The organism is Mycobacterium basiliense, from assembly GCF_900292015.1.
GTDB lineage: Bacteria > Actinomycetota > Actinomycetes > Mycobacteriales > Mycobacteriaceae > Mycobacterium > Mycobacterium basiliense.
In genome coordinates, this window is sequence record NZ_LR130759.1 from 3,946,267 (window position 1) to 3,965,213 (window position 18,947).

9 protein-coding genes and 2 pseudogenes are annotated in these 18,947 nt (G+C 64.6%); 3 read left to right on the forward strand and 8 right to left on the reverse strand.

All coding sequences use genetic code 11. The features are described from left to right. Window position 1: 1 nt before the first annotated feature. Together MB901379_RS16560 and MB901379_RS16565 are read right to left on the reverse strand one after the other, a co-directional pair. Window positions 2-9,217: a type I polyketide synthase gene (locus MB901379_RS16560; RefSeq protein ID WP_158019254.1), complete on the reverse strand. Its 9,216-nt coding sequence runs from the start codon at window positions 9,215-9,217 to the stop codon at window positions 2-4. Window positions 9,218-9,733: 516 nt separating this feature from the next. After that, a complete protein-coding gene (locus MB901379_RS16565; protein ID WP_158017621.1) occupies window positions 9,734-10,456 on the reverse strand; it encodes a DUF1906 domain-containing protein in 723 nt (240 codons plus the stop codon). A 199-nt stretch (window positions 10,457-10,655) separates the two neighbouring features. Between MB901379_RS16565 and MB901379_RS16570 the strand changes: the two are divergent. Continuing rightward, window positions 10,656-11,060: pseudogene (locus tag MB901379_RS16570) on the forward strand (aromatic ring-hydroxylating oxygenase subunit alpha); the annotation flags it as partial. A gap of 92 nt (window positions 11,061-11,152) precedes the next feature. Here the strand turns inward: MB901379_RS16570 and MB901379_RS16575 are convergent. After that, window positions 11,153-12,514: a secreted hydrolase gene (locus tag MB901379_RS16575; protein WP_158017622.1), complete on the reverse strand. Its 1,362-nt coding sequence runs from the start codon at window positions 12,512-12,514 to the stop codon at window positions 11,153-11,155. A gap of 110 nt (window positions 12,515-12,624) precedes the next feature. Between MB901379_RS16575 and MB901379_RS16580 the strand changes: the two genes are divergently transcribed. Further along, window positions 12,625-14,115: an aldehyde dehydrogenase gene (locus tag MB901379_RS16580; protein WP_158017623.1), complete on the forward strand. Its 1,491-nt coding sequence runs from the start codon at window positions 12,625-12,627 to the stop codon at window positions 14,113-14,115. On the opposite strand, the gene MB901379_RS16585 is transcribed toward MB901379_RS16580, so the two are convergent. The 5 genes and pseudogenes from MB901379_RS16585 to MB901379_RS16605 all read right to left on the reverse strand — a co-directional run bounded on the left by MB901379_RS16585 (window position 14,087) and on the right by MB901379_RS16605 (window position 17,567). Next, the gene (locus tag MB901379_RS16585) at window positions 14,087-14,533 is read right to left on the reverse strand and encodes a MaoC family dehydratase (RefSeq protein WP_158017624.1); all 447 of its coding nucleotides are present in this window, start codon (window positions 14,531-14,533) and stop codon (window positions 14,087-14,089) included. The genes MB901379_RS16580 and MB901379_RS16585 overlap by 29 nt on opposite strands. Beyond that, on the reverse strand, window positions 14,530-15,000 hold the full coding sequence (locus MB901379_RS16590; RefSeq protein ID WP_158019255.1) for an FAS1-like dehydratase domain-containing protein: 471 nt from the start codon (window positions 14,998-15,000) through the stop codon (window positions 14,530-14,532). The genes MB901379_RS16585 and MB901379_RS16590 overlap by 4 nt, the downstream gene beginning before the upstream one ends. Window positions 15,001-15,067: 67 nt before the next feature. After that, window positions 15,068-15,493: a nuclear transport factor 2 family protein gene (locus tag MB901379_RS16595; protein ID WP_158017625.1), complete on the reverse strand. Its 426-nt coding sequence runs from the start codon at window positions 15,491-15,493 to the stop codon at window positions 15,068-15,070. Between the two features lie 63 nt (window positions 15,494-15,556). Further along, window positions 15,557-16,374 (reverse strand): annotated as a pseudogene (locus tag MB901379_RS16600) (AMP-binding protein); the annotation flags it as partial. A 65-nt stretch (window positions 16,375-16,439) separates the two neighbouring features. Further along, a complete protein-coding gene (locus MB901379_RS16605; RefSeq protein ID WP_158017626.1) occupies window positions 16,440-17,567 on the reverse strand; it encodes an aromatic ring-hydroxylating oxygenase subunit alpha in 1,128 nt (375 codons plus the stop codon). A 141-nt stretch (window positions 17,568-17,708) separates the two neighbouring features. Here MB901379_RS16605 and MB901379_RS16610 point away from each other — a divergent pair, with 141 nt between their 5' ends. Next, entirely contained in the window at window positions 17,709-18,944 is a 1,236-nt protein-coding gene (locus tag MB901379_RS16610; protein WP_158017627.1) for a cytochrome P450, read from the forward strand. The last annotated feature ends 3 nt before the right edge of the window (window positions 18,945-18,947 follow it).

The following is an 18,947-nucleotide window of genomic DNA, read 5'->3' on the forward strand; positions in this document are numbered from 1 at the left end:
CCTAGTAGGCCTCGCCGTCACCGAGCCGAGCGGCTGGGTTCAACAGCATCGCGGCCTCCTGCGGCTTCTCGGGCAAGTCATGGTCGAAACGACGGTCCGGCGGCCGCTGATACATCGGCTCACCCCCGGCCATCGCCGAGACCAGACGACGCTGGCCGGCGAGCAGGCGCGCGTCGGCTCGCCGCTGGTAGTCCGCCCGCTGCGAGGGTTCCAGCGCGGCGATGAAAGCCTGCGGGTGCACCAGCGCAACCAGCCCGGACACGTGGCCGAATCCGAGACTCGTCAGCATCCCGGCCTTGAGCGGGAACTTCCCGCCCAGCCGCAACGTGTCGCGGACCCACACGAAGTGCGCCGCGCCGGCCAGGTCGTCGTCGACGCAATCCAGGCTGCGGTTGGGCGGGATAACGCCGTCCCGCAGAATCTGGCACAGCCCCATCGTCTGAAAGACTGCGGCACCGCCTTTGGCGTGACCGGTCAAACTCTTCTGCGACACCACGAACAGCGGCGCACCCTCGGATCGACCCAGCGAGTCGGCCAACCGCTCGTGCAATTCGGTTTCGTTGGGATCATTGGCCAGCGTCGACGTGTCGTGCTTGGAGATGACCGCAATGTCATCGGCACCCACGCCCAACTTCGCCAGCGACCGCGCCAGCGCGGAGTCCCTGCCACCGCGCCCAGCGCCCAACGCACCGAGCCCAGGAGCTGGAATCGAAGTATGCACACCGTCACCGAAGGACTGCGCAAAGGCCACCACCGCGAGCACCGGCAACCCCATCTTGAGCGCCAGGTCACCACGGGCCAGCAAAATGGTGCCGCCCCCCTGGGCTTCGACGAAGCCCAAACGACGTCGGTCGTTGGGCCGGGAGAACTTCGAGTCGTGGATGCCGCGGCCACGCATCATCGCGGTGTCGGCGGTGGCCGCCATGTCGCCGAAGCCGATGATTGCCTCCAGCGTCAGGTCATCCAGGCCACCGGTCACCACCAGTTCGGCCTTGCCCAAACGGATCTTGTCGACGCCCTCCTCGACCGACACCGCCGCGGTAGCGCAGGCCGCTACCGGGTGGATCATCGATCCGTAGCTACCGATATAGGACTGAACCACATGCGCGGCAACCACATTCGGCAAGACTTCCTGCAGGATATCGTTGGGCTTGTTGCGGCCCAACAGATTGCCGTGGTACATCGTCTGCATCGACGTCATGCCGCCCATACCGGTGCCCTGGGTGCTGGCCACCAGACTGGGGTGCACATAGCGCATCACCTCGGCCGGACTGAATCCGGCGGACAGGAACGCGTCAACCGTGGCGACGATGTTCCACAGCGCCACCCGATCCAGGGAATTTGCCATGTCCTGGCTGATACCCCACACCGTTGGGTCGAACCCGGTGGGGATCTGCGCACCAACAGTCCGGGACAACTTGGTCTTTCGCGGCACCCGAATTTCGCTGCCGGCCTTGCGGGTTACCTGCCAGTCGGCGGAGTCGGGCATCGCGCGGACGACCGTGTGTTCGGGATCGAATTCGGCAAAGGCACGCGCATCAGCCTCCGAGGACACGACGAAGGTGAAGTCCTTGTCTAGGAACACCGACACCAGCAGTGGTGAAGCGTGGTCGGGATCGATCGCGCCATCATCGACAAACTCACGAATGCCGGTGCGTTCCACCACTATGTCGTGGTACCGCTCGACCAGCTCGGCCTCGTCGATCAGGTCACCGGATTCGGTGTCGTACCAACCAGGCTGCGGGTCGTCTTCCCAACGAACCAACCCCGTCGTCCACGCCAGCTCGAGAACACCGGCCGCCGACAGTTCGTTCTCGACCTCCATCTCGAACCGGGTTCGCGACGAACCGTAGGGCCCGAGTTCGGCGCCGCCGACGATCACCACCAGATCGACCGGGTCGACGGCGAGGTCCTCCCAGTCCGGTGCCGGTGCTGGGGTCACCACTCGTGGTGGCGACGGGAGCGCCTTGACGGCGCCGTCGGCTTCCTCGGCGCCCGCCCCTTGAGCAGCCTCGGCCGACATCTCCTCACGGGCCTTGGCGGCCAGCTCGGCCATGTCGAGCTTGGCGTCGGCAAGACCGCCGGTCAGATCCGCCTTGATCGGCGAGCTGGCCGCGGCCAGCTTGGACTCCACATCACAGAGCCCAAGCAGCAACGCCGCCATCTCGTCCGTCGAGTAGGTGGTGACACCGGCCTCTTCGACCGCGGTGACGATGGCGTCGTTATGACCCATCAGACCGGTGCCCCGGGTCCAGCCGATCAGCGCGTGCGCCAACGTGACCCGCGCCGCCCACGAGGATTCGGCGTGCCAGCGGCTCACCACCGCGTCCAAGGCCGACTTGGCCTCACCGTAAGCGCCGTCACCGCCGAACATTCCGCGGTTGGGCGAGCCCGGCAACACCACGTGCAGCCGAGACGCGATGTCACGCTCGGCGCCGATGGTCGACAATCCGCCGATCAGCCGCTGCACGGCCCACAGCAGTACCTTCATCTCCATCTCGGCGCGCGAACCGGCCTCCGACAGGTCGCCGACCACCCGTGGCGCCGCGAACGGGAACAGCAGCGTCGGCGTCTGCGCATCTTTGATGTGAATCGACTGCGGCCCAAGGCTTTCGGTCTGTTCGTTGCCGACCCATTCGACCAAGGCGTCGATGTCTGAGTACGACGCCATGTTGGCCGCAGCCACCCACAACACCGCGCCGTACCGGGCGTGATCGCGGTACAGCGCGCGGTAGAAGGCCAGCCGGTCTTCGTCGAGTTTCGATGTGGTCGCAATGACGGTGGCACCGCCACCGAGCAGTCGGGCCACTACTGACGCCGCGATCGAGCCCTTCGAAGCGCCCGTCACCACGGCCACCTCACCGCTATGCGGGCCGGGGTTCGGGTTCTCGGCTCCGGCGGCGATCCGGCCGTACAGCGATGCGTGGATCTGCTGCCCGGCGGCCAGCGCTTTGCCCTGCCACCAGGTGGCCTGGGTCGCGACGATGTGACCGGCGCCTTCGAACTGTTCCGATAGCCGTGCCCAGTCGGCGTCGATGTCGTCTTCATCGGTGAGCCAGATCTTCACCAGGTCCTCGCGGGCGCTGGCCCAGCGGTCGTCGAAGACCACGGCCTTCTTGGCGTCAAAGACCGGCGCCACCAGACGCGGCCAGTCCGCACCCAGTTCGGCGGTAACCAGGTCGATGAGCTCAGCGTCGGTGGCGACCGGCGACGCCGAAACCGGGTCGTCGAGCCCCAACTGATTGAGCACCAGGCGGGCGGCCGAGGCGAGCACGCCGTCGCGGCCGGTGATCTGGTCGGTGAATTCGCTCAGCGCGGCCGCATCGACGGTGGCACCGCCGCCACCGCCCGCAGACGGCAGCGCCACCGCGACGCCACGACGCGCGGCGACCGCGGCGACCGCGGCATCAATCACCTTGTCGACGGCGGCGGCGTCGGCCAACGCACCATCGTGCAGGTTGCCCAACTCACCACCGCGGACGCTGGTCCCCTCCCGAGTGCCCAACGCCACCTCGACCGTGACGTGTTTGGTCCAACCGTCACCGAGCTCCCAGGTCTTCTTCACCCGTTCGGCAATGGTCGCCGGCCGCTTGCCCGACGGCCCAAGGACGGTACGCAGCTGATCGTTGATCGCGTCGGAAAGCACCGGCCCGTAGGGCTTATAGGTGCGCGCCAGCTTGGTGACCTGCGCCCGTAGCCCGGCCAGATCTGCCTCGGCAGCGCCATCGATGGCACCCAGGTTCAGCTCGGAGCCCAGATCCACCAGCAACTGGTTGCGCCGCGATGACGCACCGTCGGTGATGGACTCGATGGAGTCCAACTCCTCAATCTGGTCGATGCGCATCTTGGCCGAAATCGCGATCAGCGCCAGCGTAGCGTCCGCGGCATCGAACGTGATGTCGTCCGGGCGGGGTCCGGACGAGGCCGCGACCGGCGCGGGTGCGGCCTGCGCCGGGGCCACCCCCTCCGCCGCGGCGTCGGCGACCGGCTCTGGCGTCTCGTCAATTTCCGGCTCCGGTTCGGGGTCGGTATCGGTGGCGAACAGCACTGCGGCGTCACGTTCGGCGTTGAGCACTTCCACTGTGCTGTGCGCATATTCGGGCAATTTGAGGGTGTTGGTTGCCAGGCCTGCCACCGTGGGCGAGGACTTCACCCCGATCTCGACGAACCGCTCCACCCCCAGGCCGCCAGCGGCGTCCTCGATAAACAGCAGATCCTGTGTCTCGATCCAGCGCACCGGGCTGGCGAACTGCCAAGCCAACAACTCGATCAAGACGATGCGCGCCATCTCATTGCGGCGATCGGCGAGCCAGGTGTCGTAGTCAGCCAAGATCGGGTCGAGCGGCTCGGCGGGCACCAGGTCACGGATCTCCTGAATGAAATCGCGGTCCAGGGTGAAAAGGCGCGGCACCAGGTTCGGGATGTAACGCCCGATGATCACGTCGGGGTTCTTGTCGCGCGGCATGACCCGGTCCAGCGAGCGGCGGAATTCCGCAACACCGACCCGCAGCACCCGCGAGTGGAACGGCACGTCAATGCCGGGCACCAGGATGAACGAGCGCCGGCCGCCGCTGAGTTCTCGGCGCCGCTCCACTTCTGCTTCCAGTGCCTCAAGGCCACGTACCGTGCCGGCGATCGCGTACTGCGAACCGCGCAGGTTGAAGTTCACGATCTCCAGAAATTCACCGGTGCTCTCCGCGATCCCGGCAACGAATGCCGGAACGTCGGCGTCGTCGAGGTCGATTTGCGAGGGCCGGATGGCCGCCAACCGGTAGTTGGACCGGCCCAGCTCATCGCGTGGCACGATGTCGTGCATCTTCGACCCACGGTGAAACACCGTCTCCAGCAGTGCTTCCAGCTCGTAGATGCCCGTCACACACGCCAGCGCGGTGTACTCGCCGACCGAGTGGCCGCAGGCAATGGCACCCTCAACGAACGCACCCTGCTCACGCATCTCCGCAACCTGAGCGGCCGCCACCGTCGCCATCGCAACCTGCGTGAACTGGGTCAGATACAGCACCCCATCGGGATGGTGGTAGTGCACGCCGCTGGCGATGATGCTGGTTGGGTTGTCCCGCACCACGTGCAGCACCGAGAAACCGAGCGTGTCACGGGTGAACTTGTCCGCGGTGTCCCATATCTTGCGAGCGGCCTTGGAGCGCGCCCGAACGTCCATACCCATGCCTTTGTGCTGAATGCCCTGGCCCGGGAAGGCATAGACCGTCTTGGGTGCGGCCAGCCGTGCCGACGCCGACATCACCAGAGCAGACCCGACCCGTGCAGAGACCTCCAAAACCTCTGCACCCTGGTCGATTCCGACTCGCTCCACGCGGAAGTCCACGTCGTCGCCCGGGCGCACCATGCCCAGGAAGCGCGCGGTCCACCCGACCAGCCGGGCCGGTGGTCGAGCTTGGCCATCGGTGGCCGTCACCGCGTGCTGGGCCGCGGCCGATAGCCACATGCCATGCACGATGGGTGATTCCAGACCGGCGAGCAGCGCGGCGGCCCGGTCGGTGTGGATGGGATTGTGGTCGCCGGACACCACTGCGAACGGCCGCATGTCGACGGGTGCGGCAAGGGAAACGTCACGGCGACGACGACGCGGAGTGTCGGTCGCATTCTCCGATACCGTGCCACCTGCACGCACCGGATCGGTGAGTTCCGCTGCTCCGGTGCGCCCAAGGATTGCGAACCGCTCTTGCAGGCTGGCAATCGGTGCGCCGTCGGGGCCGGCAACCGTCACCGAAACGGGAACTACACGGCCCATATCTGTGTCGGTTGCATTGGAAGCCGTTGCGGTGACCGTCAATTGGGTCAGGACACGCGGCAGCTGGCCGACTATGCGGGCGGCGTGGTCCAGATGCACGAGGCTCAGCAGGCCCTCCACCACCGGCACGCCGGCGTCAGTCACCGCAGCGCCGATCGCGGCGAAGACCGCCGGCCAGCAGGACCCGACCAGCGCATCGGGGATGGTGGTGAGGCTTGGCGCGAGGGGCTCGCCAAAGGTGGCAGTCACGCCGGTGTGGTCAGCGGCTTTCTCGGGATCCCAGTCGACGGTCACGGTAGCCGTCCCGTCGTTCACCGGCGGTAACGAACTCGGTCCGTCCACACCGGCCGCGATGGCCAGCACCGAGCGCATAGCGGTGGCGGCATCGTCAACAGAGACCACCGGGATACCGCCGTCAACGGTATTGGCAGGCAGCGTGAATCGGATGTCGACCCAGGTGCCCGACACGGGCACGGTCAGTACCACGACCGCGCCGTCAACCTGCAGCCGAGACCCGGTGGATAAGTGTGTGGCACTGGGATTTTCGGGCCCGTCGTGGACTTGCCAATCGCTTGGGTCGGCGATCCGATGAACCGGGTTCGTCGCGGTACGGCCGGCCCACAACACATCGGGCGCATCCAACACGGCCGCCAAAGGCCCGGTCACGTCCGGTCGTCCCAACCGCCGCGAGGTAACGTCCTGCGCGTCCGCACCCTCGTTGAGCAAGCCGTCGATCGCGGACTGCTCAAAACGGTCCAGCAATTCACCGACCGGCTCGTCCATCCGGGTGATACCGGCCACCGCCGCGGGACCGGGGATGATGCACACCTGGTCGGCGTCGTAGCGGGCGTCGTGCGCCTGCCACAACGAGTCACTGCGCCACCAGCGCCGGACGTCCTTGTCGATCACCGGCACAAAATTGACGGGCTTGCCCAAGGTCTTGCACAGGGTGACAAAAAAGGGCACGTCCGCCGGATGCAGTTGGACGGTTTCGGCATCCGGGTATTGGTCGAGCAATGTGGCGATCGCCTGTTTCGGGTCTTCCAGCACTGCCGGATCGGCGAACACCGTCTCGATGGTGCCGAAATCCTGTGGATGCAAGCGCGCTTCGGCTCGTTGCAGCATCTGCTCGAACCGATCGCGCCACGTGTCGGCCAGCCAGGGGCTTCCCGGCGCGGCGGTGTCTGCGGTCGAGTTGCCCTCACCGATGGTGAGTTCGACGTAACGCTGCAGCCATCGCAGGTAGGTCATCTCCGCGACGTCGCCGAAATACGGCTTGGCCGTGCGCGACATCGCCGCGATGATTTCGTCGCGGCGCGCCTCGACCGCCTCGGCATCGCCGGCGACTTCGTCGAGGAGCTGGCCACAACGGGACGCGGCATTGTCGATCTCGTGGATGTCGGCACCAAGCTGACTGCGGCTAGAAGCCATGCCGCCCTGGGCTTTACCGGCACCGATCCATTCTCCGGTTCCCTGGGTATCCACCAGCATCCGCTTGACCGACGGTGATGTGGTGGACTCCAAGGTTGCCATTGCCGCCGTGCCTACCAGGATTCCGTCGATCGGCATCAATGGGAAGCCGTGCGCCTGAGCCCAGCGCCCGGAAAGGTACTCGGCCGCCCGCTCGGGGGTGCCGATGCCGCCACCGACGCAGACGGTGATGTTGGCCCGCGACCGCAGTTCCGAGTAGGTCGCCAGCAGCAAGTCGTCGAGATCTTCCCAGGAGTGGTGGCCACCGGCGCGCCCACCCTCGACGTGCATGATCACCGGCTTGGTCGGCGCTTCGGTGGCGATGCGAATCACCGAGCGAATCTGCTCGATGGTTCCGGGCTTGAACACGACGTGGCTGATCCCGATGTCATTGAGCTCGTTGATCAGCTCGACGGCTTCCTCCAGGTCCGGAATTCCCGCGCTGACCACCACACCGTCTATGGCCGCACCGGATTGGCGTGCCTTCTGCACCAACCGCTTGCCACCAACCTGCAGCTTCCACAGGTAAGGATCGAGGAACAGCGCATTGAATTGGTAGGTACGGCCGGGCTCGAGCAGACCGGACATCTCCTTGATCCGGTTGGCGAAAATCTCCTCGGTGACCTGGCCGCCGCCGGCCAGTTCGGCCCAATGCCCGGCGTTGGCCGCAGCCGCCACGATCTTGGCGTCGACGGTGGTCGGCGTCATGCCCGCCAGCAGGATCGGCGAGCGGCCGGTCAACCGAGTGAACTTCGTCGACAGCTTCACCCGACCGTCGGGGAGACGAACCAGGGTCGGGGCGTAGCTCGACCAGGCCCGGGCGACCTCGGGAGTGGCGCCGACGGTGAACAAGTTGCGCTGACCACCGCGGGTGGCGGCGGGCACGATGCCGATGCCTAGGCCGCGGATCACCGGCGCGGTAAGCCTGGTCAGGATGTCGCCAGGACCCAGGTCGAGGATCCAGCGTGCACCCGCCTCGTGGACGCGGCCGATCTCGGCTACCCAGTCGACCGTGTCGACCAGGATGGCCTGGGCCAGCTCGCGGGCCAGGGCGACATCAAGGCCCACCTGCTGCGCCCAGCCGCCGACGATGTCGATGCCGTCGGACAGCCGTGGGGTGTGGAAGCCCACCTCAACCTTCACCGGTTCGAAGACCGGAGAGAAGACGTCACCGCCGCGGAGCTTGTTCTTGCGGTCGGCCTCTTCCTTCTCCGATATCTGCCGGCAGTAGAGCTCGAAACGGGACAACTGCTCGGGGGTCCCGGTGATAACCATCGACCGCCGACCGTTGCGGATCGACAACACCGGCGAGAGCACGGTGCGCACATCCTGGGCGAAGTCGTCGAGCAATTGCTGGATGCGCTCGGGATCGGCGTTGGTGACCGCGACCATGGGCGGGCGGTCACCGAGGAGGGATATTCCGCGTCGCCGGGCCACCAGCGTGCCGGCCGCGCCCAGCAGCTGGGCCAGAGCCAGTAGCTCAACATCGCGCGTTCCGCTGGCCTTGAGCGCCTCTACCGCCAGCACTCCCTGGGAATGTCCCGCCAACGCAACCGGCGGGGTCGCGATCAAGTCCATGCCCTGACGCGCGAGGGCCCGGATGGCGGCGATCTGGGTGAGCAGCACGCCGGGCAACGACACCGCCGCTGACGTCAGGTGCTTCTCCGACGGAACGGTATCTTCGGCGGCCAGGGCACGGACCCACTGCAACGGCTCGAAACCGATTGGGCGAACCACCACCAGTTCTTTGGCGACCGGCTCGAGCAGCAGATCGACCTCACCTGCCAGCGCCGCCAGCTCCGCTTCGATCCCGGCCGATGAGACCAGTTCCTCAAGAGTCTCCAGCCAGGCGCTGCCCTGGCCACCGAATGCCACCGCGAACGGCTCACCAGCGTTCAAACGATCGACGAGAGCGTGGGCGCTATGCGGGCCGGTCCCGTCGCGGTCAGCTGACACCCGGTCGTGCTCGTGGATCGTCACGTTATCTCCTGTATGCGTCCTGTATGCGTCTGTACGTATCAGTTCGTTCGGCCGCCCGGATTCCGTGCGGGGCCTGCTCGATTCCGCGTCGAATCGCAGCCGAAAGGCGTCTAACCGGTGTGTTGTCGGCGGGCCGGCCCATGGATCGGGCGGCGCGACGGACTGCATCGGCCATATAAGAGTGTCATAAGGATCGGTCCACATTTTTGACGCGGATAAGTTACTGGCGAGTTCTACGCGCGGGTAACCGTGTCGTGGGTAACACCGCGTTAAACCGCCGACATCGGCGTCCCGAACAAACGTCCTGCATGCAGGTGGTTACGGCCGAGTAGCTACAACTGCGCTGATCAAGGCAGTATTGTTACCAAATCGTTATGTTAGAATTTATCGCCCAGGCCGGCGCCCGACCTCACTTCAGTCGTTTCGGCGAGCCGCCGGCCGCGTTCGCTAGCCACCGTTTCGAGCGAACGAGTGTTTGCTGGGCGGCTGTGCGCCAGACGCTGAGCAAGCAGAAAATCAGGCCCACTGCCCAAATTGGGGCTTGAGGATCTCGTTGATGTCGACGCCGACGCCACCAACCTTGCGTTTGTCGATCTCGACCTGATGCAAGTTCGCGGCCGGATGGGCGTACCCCTTCGGAGAACCCCAGTTGTGCTGCCAAAAATACGCACCCAGGCCGTCGTGCACCGCCCAATCGATCGTCTTGGAGTTGGCGTAGACGCCGGTTCGTTGATGTCCGATCACCGACTCCCAGGCCCGCAGATACGGAACAATCTGGTTTTTGTACTGCTCATAGGACGGGTTGTCGTCAATGGAGGCGTAGATGGGAGCACCCGCCGGACCGCCTGCCGCGGCGTGCAGTTCCATCCCGCGCTTGGCATGCTGCAGGCCCGCCGCGGCGCCGCCCAGCCAGTCGGAGGTGCTGCCCTTGCCATATTGGTAGCAGGAGACGACCTTGAGGCCGTTGCCAACCAGATCGCGAGCCTCGGCGATCTGGATCGGCTTGCCGAGCATCCAGGCGCCGCCGGGCCGCCGATCAGAAACGTAACGAATCGAACCCACGGCACCCGCCGCCCTGATCTGACTGGCGGGGATGACGCCGGCAGCGTAGTCCAACAAGGTACCCAGCGAGCCCGCCGAGGCCGGTGCCGCGCGCAACGACGCCGCCGCGACACCTAGCCCAATCAGGCCTGGGGTCGCCGCGGCGAACTTGAGCAAGTCACGCCGGGATACCCACACATGCCACAGGGTACGCAATAGTAACAATTGACACATCGACCTCAGCAGTTACATCTGAATCACAATGCAACAACGCACCACCCGGGGTCCTCGTCCGGACCCCGTTTTCTTGTCAATACAAAGTTAATAAAGTTGGCGTAGCAACTGCACAGGCAGGCCCCAGCAGCGGGACCCGCATTTGACTGCGACGGGGGTTGCGGTGGATCACGAACAGCTCATCGACCTCACTCGGCGTGCCCTGAAACTGGCACTCGACAAGACCACCGACCTAGCGCCAGGGCAGCACACGGTCGACGCACGCGAGTACACGTCTCCGGAAAGACACGGCCGGGACAGAGCGATGTTGCTGGCCAGTCCGCAACTGGTCGGCTATGTCTCGGAGTTGCCCCACCCCGGCGCATACTGCACCAAATCCGTGATGGGGCGTGCCATCCTGCTGACCAGGACCTCCGATGGGTCGGTGCAGGCCTTCGACAATGTCTGCCTGCATCGACAATCACCGGTGGTGACGGGCTGCGGCACCGCGAGGCGGTTCACCTGCCCCTATCACGCCTGGACCTATGACAACACGGGCCGATTGGTTGGCCTCCCCGGCCGCGAAGGGGCACGGGAGCGACTCTTGTTCGGGCGCAACGAACCTGGACTGCGGCACCGCCACACCAGCTGGCAGCAAGCACTGGACGCGATGGATCGCAACTAGCGGCCGCATGTCGTCAGCGAGGCGATCAGCGCGTCCAGAACGCCTCGGACATCGCGGTCGCATTTCGCCGGCAGGCTGGATACCACCCTCCGCAAGACCGCGAGCGCCTCGCATCGTTTACCCGATTCCACCAACGGGGCAACCCGTTTGGCGACATCGGCCAACTCTCGGGCGGATGAATCGGCATTCGCCACGGTGGTGGCCAGCACGTCGACCAGCTCCCAGTCGCGATACAAGGCCAACGACCGCTCGTAAAACGCGAAGGCGGTGACCGGCTTGCCACGCAGTGTGCCGCGGTAGCGGTATGGCCCCTCCATGTATTCGATTGGCAGGCTGTGTGCCGGTGCGCAGATCAGTGGCTCGCCGACGATGTCCAGCTCAATTGTGGCGCAGGTGATTCGGTGCCGATCGGGCATGTAGCGGGCGTGCGCGGCGGGCGGCATCAGCGGACGCACCGATTCCGGCCATCGGACATAGCTACTGATAGTGACGTCGATGTCTTCGACGCACTCGGGTGGTAGGCCTGGATCGCAATGGCTTATCGTCGCGCCGGCAAACGGTTGCAACGCATTGTTGTTTTCGCGGTCGAACTGTCGCCAAATGCTCATGTCGACACCGGTATCAAAGCTGATGGTCCGCCATTCGTGAGACCTGGCCCGTGGGTCATCCCCGCTGCCGCCGCCCCCGGCATACCGTGGAAACCACTGCCGGTCGATGTGTCCGGCCCTGCCGAAGACCGGTTGCGCCACCTCGCCCCAGCGCAATGTTCCGGTCATCATCATTCCGGTTTGGAAGTAGGAATAAGTGTCCGGCTGTCCGAAGCAGACGATTTTCCCGTTGTAGGCAGCGGCTCCGACCGGCGTCGGTGCGCGCGTCGGTGTCACGGCAAGATTCAGCTGCATTGCCCGGCCGGCCTGATCGGCGCCCACCAGGACGACGTCGTAGGTGTACGGCGACAATTCTCCATCGGCTTCGCGTCGGGTGGTCCAGGACGCGATACCGACACCGCTGCGGTATTCCAGTCCCAGATGCCCGACGGCCGTCGACAGCTTGGGCATGGCGTCGGGTTCCATACTGGCTGGCGGCATGTCGTAATCCGTATAGGTCCCGTAGTCGCCGGTGTCCAGGTCGAACAGCGCCAGCGTGTAGAAATCGGCGACCACCGATCCCCCGGGCCTGTTCTTGTTGAAGATGGTCAGGAACGCCAACGAGCGGCCGGTTTCGGCCGCGTCGAGCTGACCGGCGATGAACCACGTGTCGGATTCCTGGTCTGGGTGTTGGCCTTCGGCGGCGGGAAATTCCAGCGAACTGTCGCCGGGTACCAACTGAAACGGGTAGGTGCGCCAGTCGCAGCTCATGTCGGGCCTTCGCGGTTAATCGGGCCTTCGCGCGCACCACACGACACGCTTTTTAGCTATGTTAGCATCAATAGCGAACTTACCGTCGCGTGCCTCGAGGTGGTGCCCCGATGACGGACAACTCTGCACATCGTTGCTACGACGATCTATTCATCGGCGGGCGCTGGCGCAAACCCGCTACGTCAGAGCGGCTTAACGTCATTTCACCGCACTCGGAGGAGTCCATCGGCCACGCACCGGCCGCCGGTCCCGGTGATGTCGAGATGGCAGTCGACGCCGCGCGGCAGGCCTTCGACCATGGCCCTTGGCCGCGGTGGGAACCTCAGGAGCGGATGCGCAAGGTCGAGGAACTGGCCGCCATCTACGCGCGCCACCTGGATGATATGGCGGATCTGATCACTGCGGAAATGGGTTCGCCGCGCAGTTTCAGCAGACTGGGGCAAGCAGCAGGAGCGGCATCGCTGATCCACCTGACCCTGGCGGCCGCCCAGACCTTCCCCTGGGTGGAGCGCCGCCAGGGTGTGCTCGGTGAAACACATCTGCGGCGCGCCCCCGTCGGCGTGGTTGGGGCGATCGTGCCGTGGAACGTACCGCAGTTTCTGATCATGCCCAAGCTGATACCCGCGCTCATCGCCGGCTGCACCGTCGTCATCAAACCGGCTCCCGAAACACCCTTGGATGCATTGTGGTTGGCCGAAATGATCGAGCAAATCGAATTACCGCAAGGCGTGGTATCGGTGCTGCCGGGCGGACCGGCAATCGGTGAGGCGCTGGTTCGGCACCCTGGGGTAGACAAGATCGCGTTCACCGGCTCTAGCTCCACGGGCCGCCGCATCGCCGCCCTATGCGGAGAGCAGCTGAAACGAGTAGGCCTCGAGCTGGGCGGCAAGTCCGCGGCCATCATCCTCGACGATGCCGACATCGAGAAAACCGTCGGCGGACTGAAGACGGCCGCCCTGATGAACAATGGCCAGGCTTGTGTCGCTCAGACTCGGATCCTGGTCAGCGAACGTCGACACGACGACGTCGTCGACGCGCTGGCCGACATGATGTCCGCGCTACAGGTCGGCGATCCCGCCGATGAAAAGACCGACATCGGACCTCTTGTGGCACAACGACAACAGCATCGGGTCCAGGACTACATCCGCTCCGGTCTGAAGGACGGCGCACGGCTCGTACTGGGCGGCGAGGACAGCCCGACCGAGCGCGGCTGGTACGTGCGGCCCACGCTGTTCACCGGCGCCGTCAACGACATGCGCATCGCCCGGGAGGAAATATTCGGACCGGTGCTGACGGTCCTTACCTATACCGACGAGGCCGACGCGATCCGGATCGCCAACGACAGCGACTACGGCCTGGCGGGTTCGGTGTGGACCGCCGACACCGCGCACGGCCTGGAGATCGCCGCGGGCGTGCGCACCGGCACCTACGGCATCAACATGTACACGCTCGACATCAGCGCACCGTTCGGCGGATTCAAACAATCGGGCATCGGCCGCGAATTCGGGCCGGAGGGACTGGCCGAGTACGTCGAGCTGCAATCGGTGCTGTGCAAAGGAAAGATGCCTCCGCTTACGGACTTTCGGGAAGCTGCACGGTGATATCGACCGGACAGCACAACGCGCCGTGCTGATTGGATACGTCGATGTGAAGGTCGACAAGGTAGCGGGGCCACTCGGTGCTGGTGTCACATCGCTTCGCCAACACCCGACCGCGGCCGACCATGGTGTCTCCGGCATAGATCGAACCCGTCAACCGCATCGATCGACGCACCACCCGGCTGCCCGGGCCCGCCCAGTCCGTCGCCATCCGATCGGCGAAACCGGCAAGGTGCATGGTGTTGACGAAGATCGTCGGATGCCCCTGACGTTGCGCGTAAACCGGATCGAAATGGCCCGGAAAATAGTCCCACGTCGCTCCCGCGTTTTGCACCACCCGCTGGTAACTGATCTCATCGACAACCTCGGGCAGGTCAAGTGGAACGTTGATCTCGCTCCACCGCCGATCGGAATCTGTCACGATGAAGCCTCGGGGGTGAACCGAAACAAGGTATTTCGCGATCTAGCGACCACCGCGCCATCCTGGCGACGGTAGGTCTCCAGTGTCTCCACAAAATGTCCCATCCCGAGCCGGGTCCGCTTTTCCGGAGACACCGACACCAGTTCCTCGATGACGGCGAGCCGATCACCCTCGACGATCGGTTCCAGAAACTCAACATCGTTGGCGGCGTTGACAAATGACGTTCCCGGCAATGGCACCCGCAGTGCCAATGACGTTGGGGCCCGCTCACCCGGCCGCCACGGTGGCGGTATCAACCAGCTCATCAACGACGCTGGTGGTGCCAGCAGACCACCCCACTGTTCGCGGGCGTAGTCGACGTCCCAATACGAACGATTGCCGTCATGGACCATGGCGGCGAACAGTTGGATACGGCCACCGCCGACGACGGTCGCCGCGGTTCGCGGCGTACTCGCCGTGCCCACCATCCGCAGCGCATCGTCATAGGTACCGAAAGACAGTTGGTAGCTCACCTGGCAACCCGAGTCCGGTCACCTACATTACGAGTGGGTGCCGGCTTGGTACCGAATCCCATTCCAGTGCACGGGAAGTGAAGTACCAGCCGCCACGCTCATAGACCAGCTGATCACGAAAGGTCCCCGTCGCTCGGAGCCCGACCTCGCCGTGCACCTCGGCGAATAGCACCGCCACGCAGCGCTGGGTCGCGTTCACCCCGTCCACCCGGATCTCATGGTCGAGGGTAACCAGGCGTTGCCCGTCACCGCCGTCGAACGCGCTGCGCAGATCGGTGAAGGCCTCACCATCACGAAGGTAGGTGGCCCCGGAATGGCGGAAAGTAGCGATCCATTCGTCGCGGTCGCCATCGGAGTAGGCACGGTTGTGCCGAGCGGTCAGATCTAGAATGGCGGCACGGCCGATCGCCGCCTGCAACAGCTGTTGTTCCTGATAGGACATGGTCATCTTGATCTCCAGCCAGATTCGGGAGGAAACAACGGGAACCGAATGACGTAACAGTAACCTAACTCACTTAGCGACGACCTTAGCGACGACGTAGCCATTTTTCTCCCGGTCCCAAGCGGCCGGATGCAATTCCCTGGTACGCAACAAATCTTTACGTATTCGTCCCACGGCGTTCTTCGGAAGTTCGTCGACAGCCTCGACATAGCGCGGGACACAGAAGTAGGGCATGCGGGCAGCGCAGAAATCGAGCATTCGACGCAATGCATTGCGGCACCAGGTCGCAACGTCACGATCAGCAAGATGTCGTCTTCACCGAGGTCACTGGGGACGCCGATGATCGCGGCATCCAGTACCGCCGGAGGACTGACGACGACGGCCTCGATTTCCACCGAGGAAACGTTCTCGCCCCGTCGTCGCAACGAATCCTTGATGCGGTCCACATACGTCAAGTTCTGATCGCTATCGAATCTACCCAGGTCACCGGTGCGAAACCACTCCTGGTGCGGAGCAATGTGCCAATCCGACGCCGGTAGTGTGCTGAGGTATCCCTCGCTCGTCACGTGTGGATATCTGGGCCGACAGGCGATCTCCCCCACCATTCCCGCCGGTAGTTCGGCGCCATTGGCGTCGACAAATGCGCACGTCGAAGTTCGGATCGGGCCGTCCCGAGGTTCCGGGAACCCCGTCGTCGGCAACGCCGCTGATCGCGAGCGGAAATGCTTCGGTCATCCCATACATCGTGACGACGCGACAGTGGTAGCGCTGTTCGATGACACGATAGGAGTGGGCGCGTCGATGGGTGCGGCCGAGATGAACCGCAGCGGCAGCTCGGCGTCGCGTTGATCGTGCGGCAGCTTCTGCAGCATCGAAACCAGCACGCCCGGCACGGTGAAACGTTTGACCCCGAAATCCGAGGGGCACAACGGTCCCGCCCGGTCGGGCTTCATCAAGCCCGCGCGGCGGCCGGGTCGGGCTCGCCGTTGGCGGTGTAGCCGAAGTCGGCGGGCGCGGGTTGGGTGCCGGGATAGAAGCGGTGCGCCCAGCGTCGCAGGGCCGCATAGTCACGCGCCTCTTCGGGCGCCAAGTTCGGCTTCTCCAGATACTTCATGTTCTCCCAGGTGAAGAAGTCCTGTTTGATGACCTCTTGCTGCAGCGCCAGGAACTTGGCGGCCCGGCCGGTGGGCAAGTCGCCGGTGTCGCCCGGCTCCCGCACCGAGGCCTGGGTGTAGAAGTAGTCGGTGTAGTCCTCGTCGACCGGTGTCTGCCCGGTGACTTGGACGGTGGCTACGAGTTCGCTGGGGAAGCGGACGATCCCCAGTCCGAGCGAATAGTTGTCGTAGATGATCTTGGCGTCGACCGGGCCGTTTGGCGTTAACCAGGTTTTGACTCGCCCACCGCCGAAGTTGGCGTTAACGGTCGCGTGCAGGTGGTAGCCGGCAACCTCGAACGAGGCGGTGTGGGCCGGGTTGGCTGCCTTGTGCACATACTGGACGTGATAGGGGTCCGCGGCGTTTTCGATGATCATCTGCGGATGCACCTTGACCCGGTTGAGCATCCGGGTGTGTGGATGCAGCGGGTAGTACTCGCCGGTCTCCAACTCCGGCAAGACCGGTGGATGCCAGTATGGTGCCCGCCCGTGGCGTTCGTGCCAGACCAAGATGAAGCCGTACCACTGCACCGTGGGATAGGTGCGGATGCGGACGTTGTTCTTGCAGCCGATCTTGCTGTACGGGATTAGCGCATTGGTCCCGTCACCCCGCCACTGCCAGCCGTGCCAGGGGCAAGCGATGTGTTCGCCTTCGACGGTGCCGCCGACTCCCAGGTTGGCGCCCAGATGTTGGCAGTACGCGTCGAGCGCATGGACCTTGCCCGACGCGGTACGGAACAGCACCAGTTCCTCGCCGAAATAGTGCGCACGCCTGACTTCACCGACGCCCAGATCGGATGCGAACGCGACAATGAACCAGCCCGTGGGAAACCGGTAGGACGACAGGGCAATACCTGCCGAGACGAATTCTCGTTCCGCGGGATCTTCGGCCGAGTTGGAAGCCGAGTCCGAAGCGGTATGTGTCACGATGTCTCCGTTCCCACGCGGCCGCGCGGCAACTTGGGCCGCGTGCATCACCGCGGTTCGACGACTAGCTCTATTTTTACTATTTTAGACATTGAACGTCAACGCAGGCGTCCAATACGCCCGCACGAAACGGGGTGGCCAATGGCATCTGTCACCGTCGACCTCTCCGACCTCGCCCTGTGGCGCAACGGCTTTCCGGATGAGCTTTTTGCCGAGTTGCGGCAAACCAGTCCGCTTTTTCGACACGACTTCACGCCCGGCTTTGCCAAATCCGTTCACCGCAAGTTCTGGATAACGACCAAGCATCGGCACGCCGTGCGTCTGCATCGAGACTACGAGTCGTTCACCGCGGTCGACGGTCCACTGATCCAGCCGGTCCACATGTTCACCTCGTACCCGACGATCATCAATATGGATCCACCCGAACTCAACAAGCGCCGCAAGCTCATCGCCAGCGCCTTCACGCCGCGATCGATTGCCAAGCTCGAAAACGGTATCCGGGCGCGTGCGGCGCGGATGATCGATCGGTTGCTGGCGGCGGGCGGCGGCGACTGGATCCGCGACGTCGCCGATGCGCTCCCGATGACAGTCATCGGCGACATCCTCGGCATACCCGAGGCGGATCGACCGTCGATCTTCGACTCGTTCGATCAGATCCTCACGGCCCAATCGTCCGCAACGCGGCGGACCCGTCAAGCAGAAGTGGATCTCTACGCCACCATCTTTGCCTATGCGATGGAACTGACCGCGCGGAAGCGGCGGGACCCCGCCGACGACATCTGGAGCACGTTGGCATCGGCGGTGATCACCGGCGACGATGGTGACGAGTTCAGTTTGCCCGCTAACGAACTCGAGTTCTTCTTCTTCGTACTGGCCTTCGCCGGCAGTGACACCACCAAGAACGCGTTGGCCACCGGGCTACAGGCGTTCGTCGCCAATCCTGAGCAGATCGAACGGTATCGCGACGAAGAAGCGCTCCGTCCCACCGCGGTGGAGGAGGTGCTGCGCTGGGCCACCCCGGTGGCGTACTGGACTCGCACCGCCAAGGTCGACCTCGACCTGGACGGCCAACACATCCACCAGGGCGAGCGGGTGGTGTCGATGCTGCGCTCGGCCAACCGCGACGAGGAGGTCTTCGAGTCGCCGTTCGCCTTTGACGTTGGCCGCCAACCTAACCCGCATGTGGCTTTCGGCGGTGGTGGGCCACACCATTGTTTGGGCGCCATGTTGGCCCGGGCGGAACTTCGCGCGGTGTTCGACGAGCTGTTGCCGCGGTGCGCGGACATCACGTTGGGTCCGGCCAAAGTGGCCCATCCGAATCTGACCACCAACATGTCAATCTACAACGAGATGGCGATCACGGTCAGGGCCCGCTGAAAC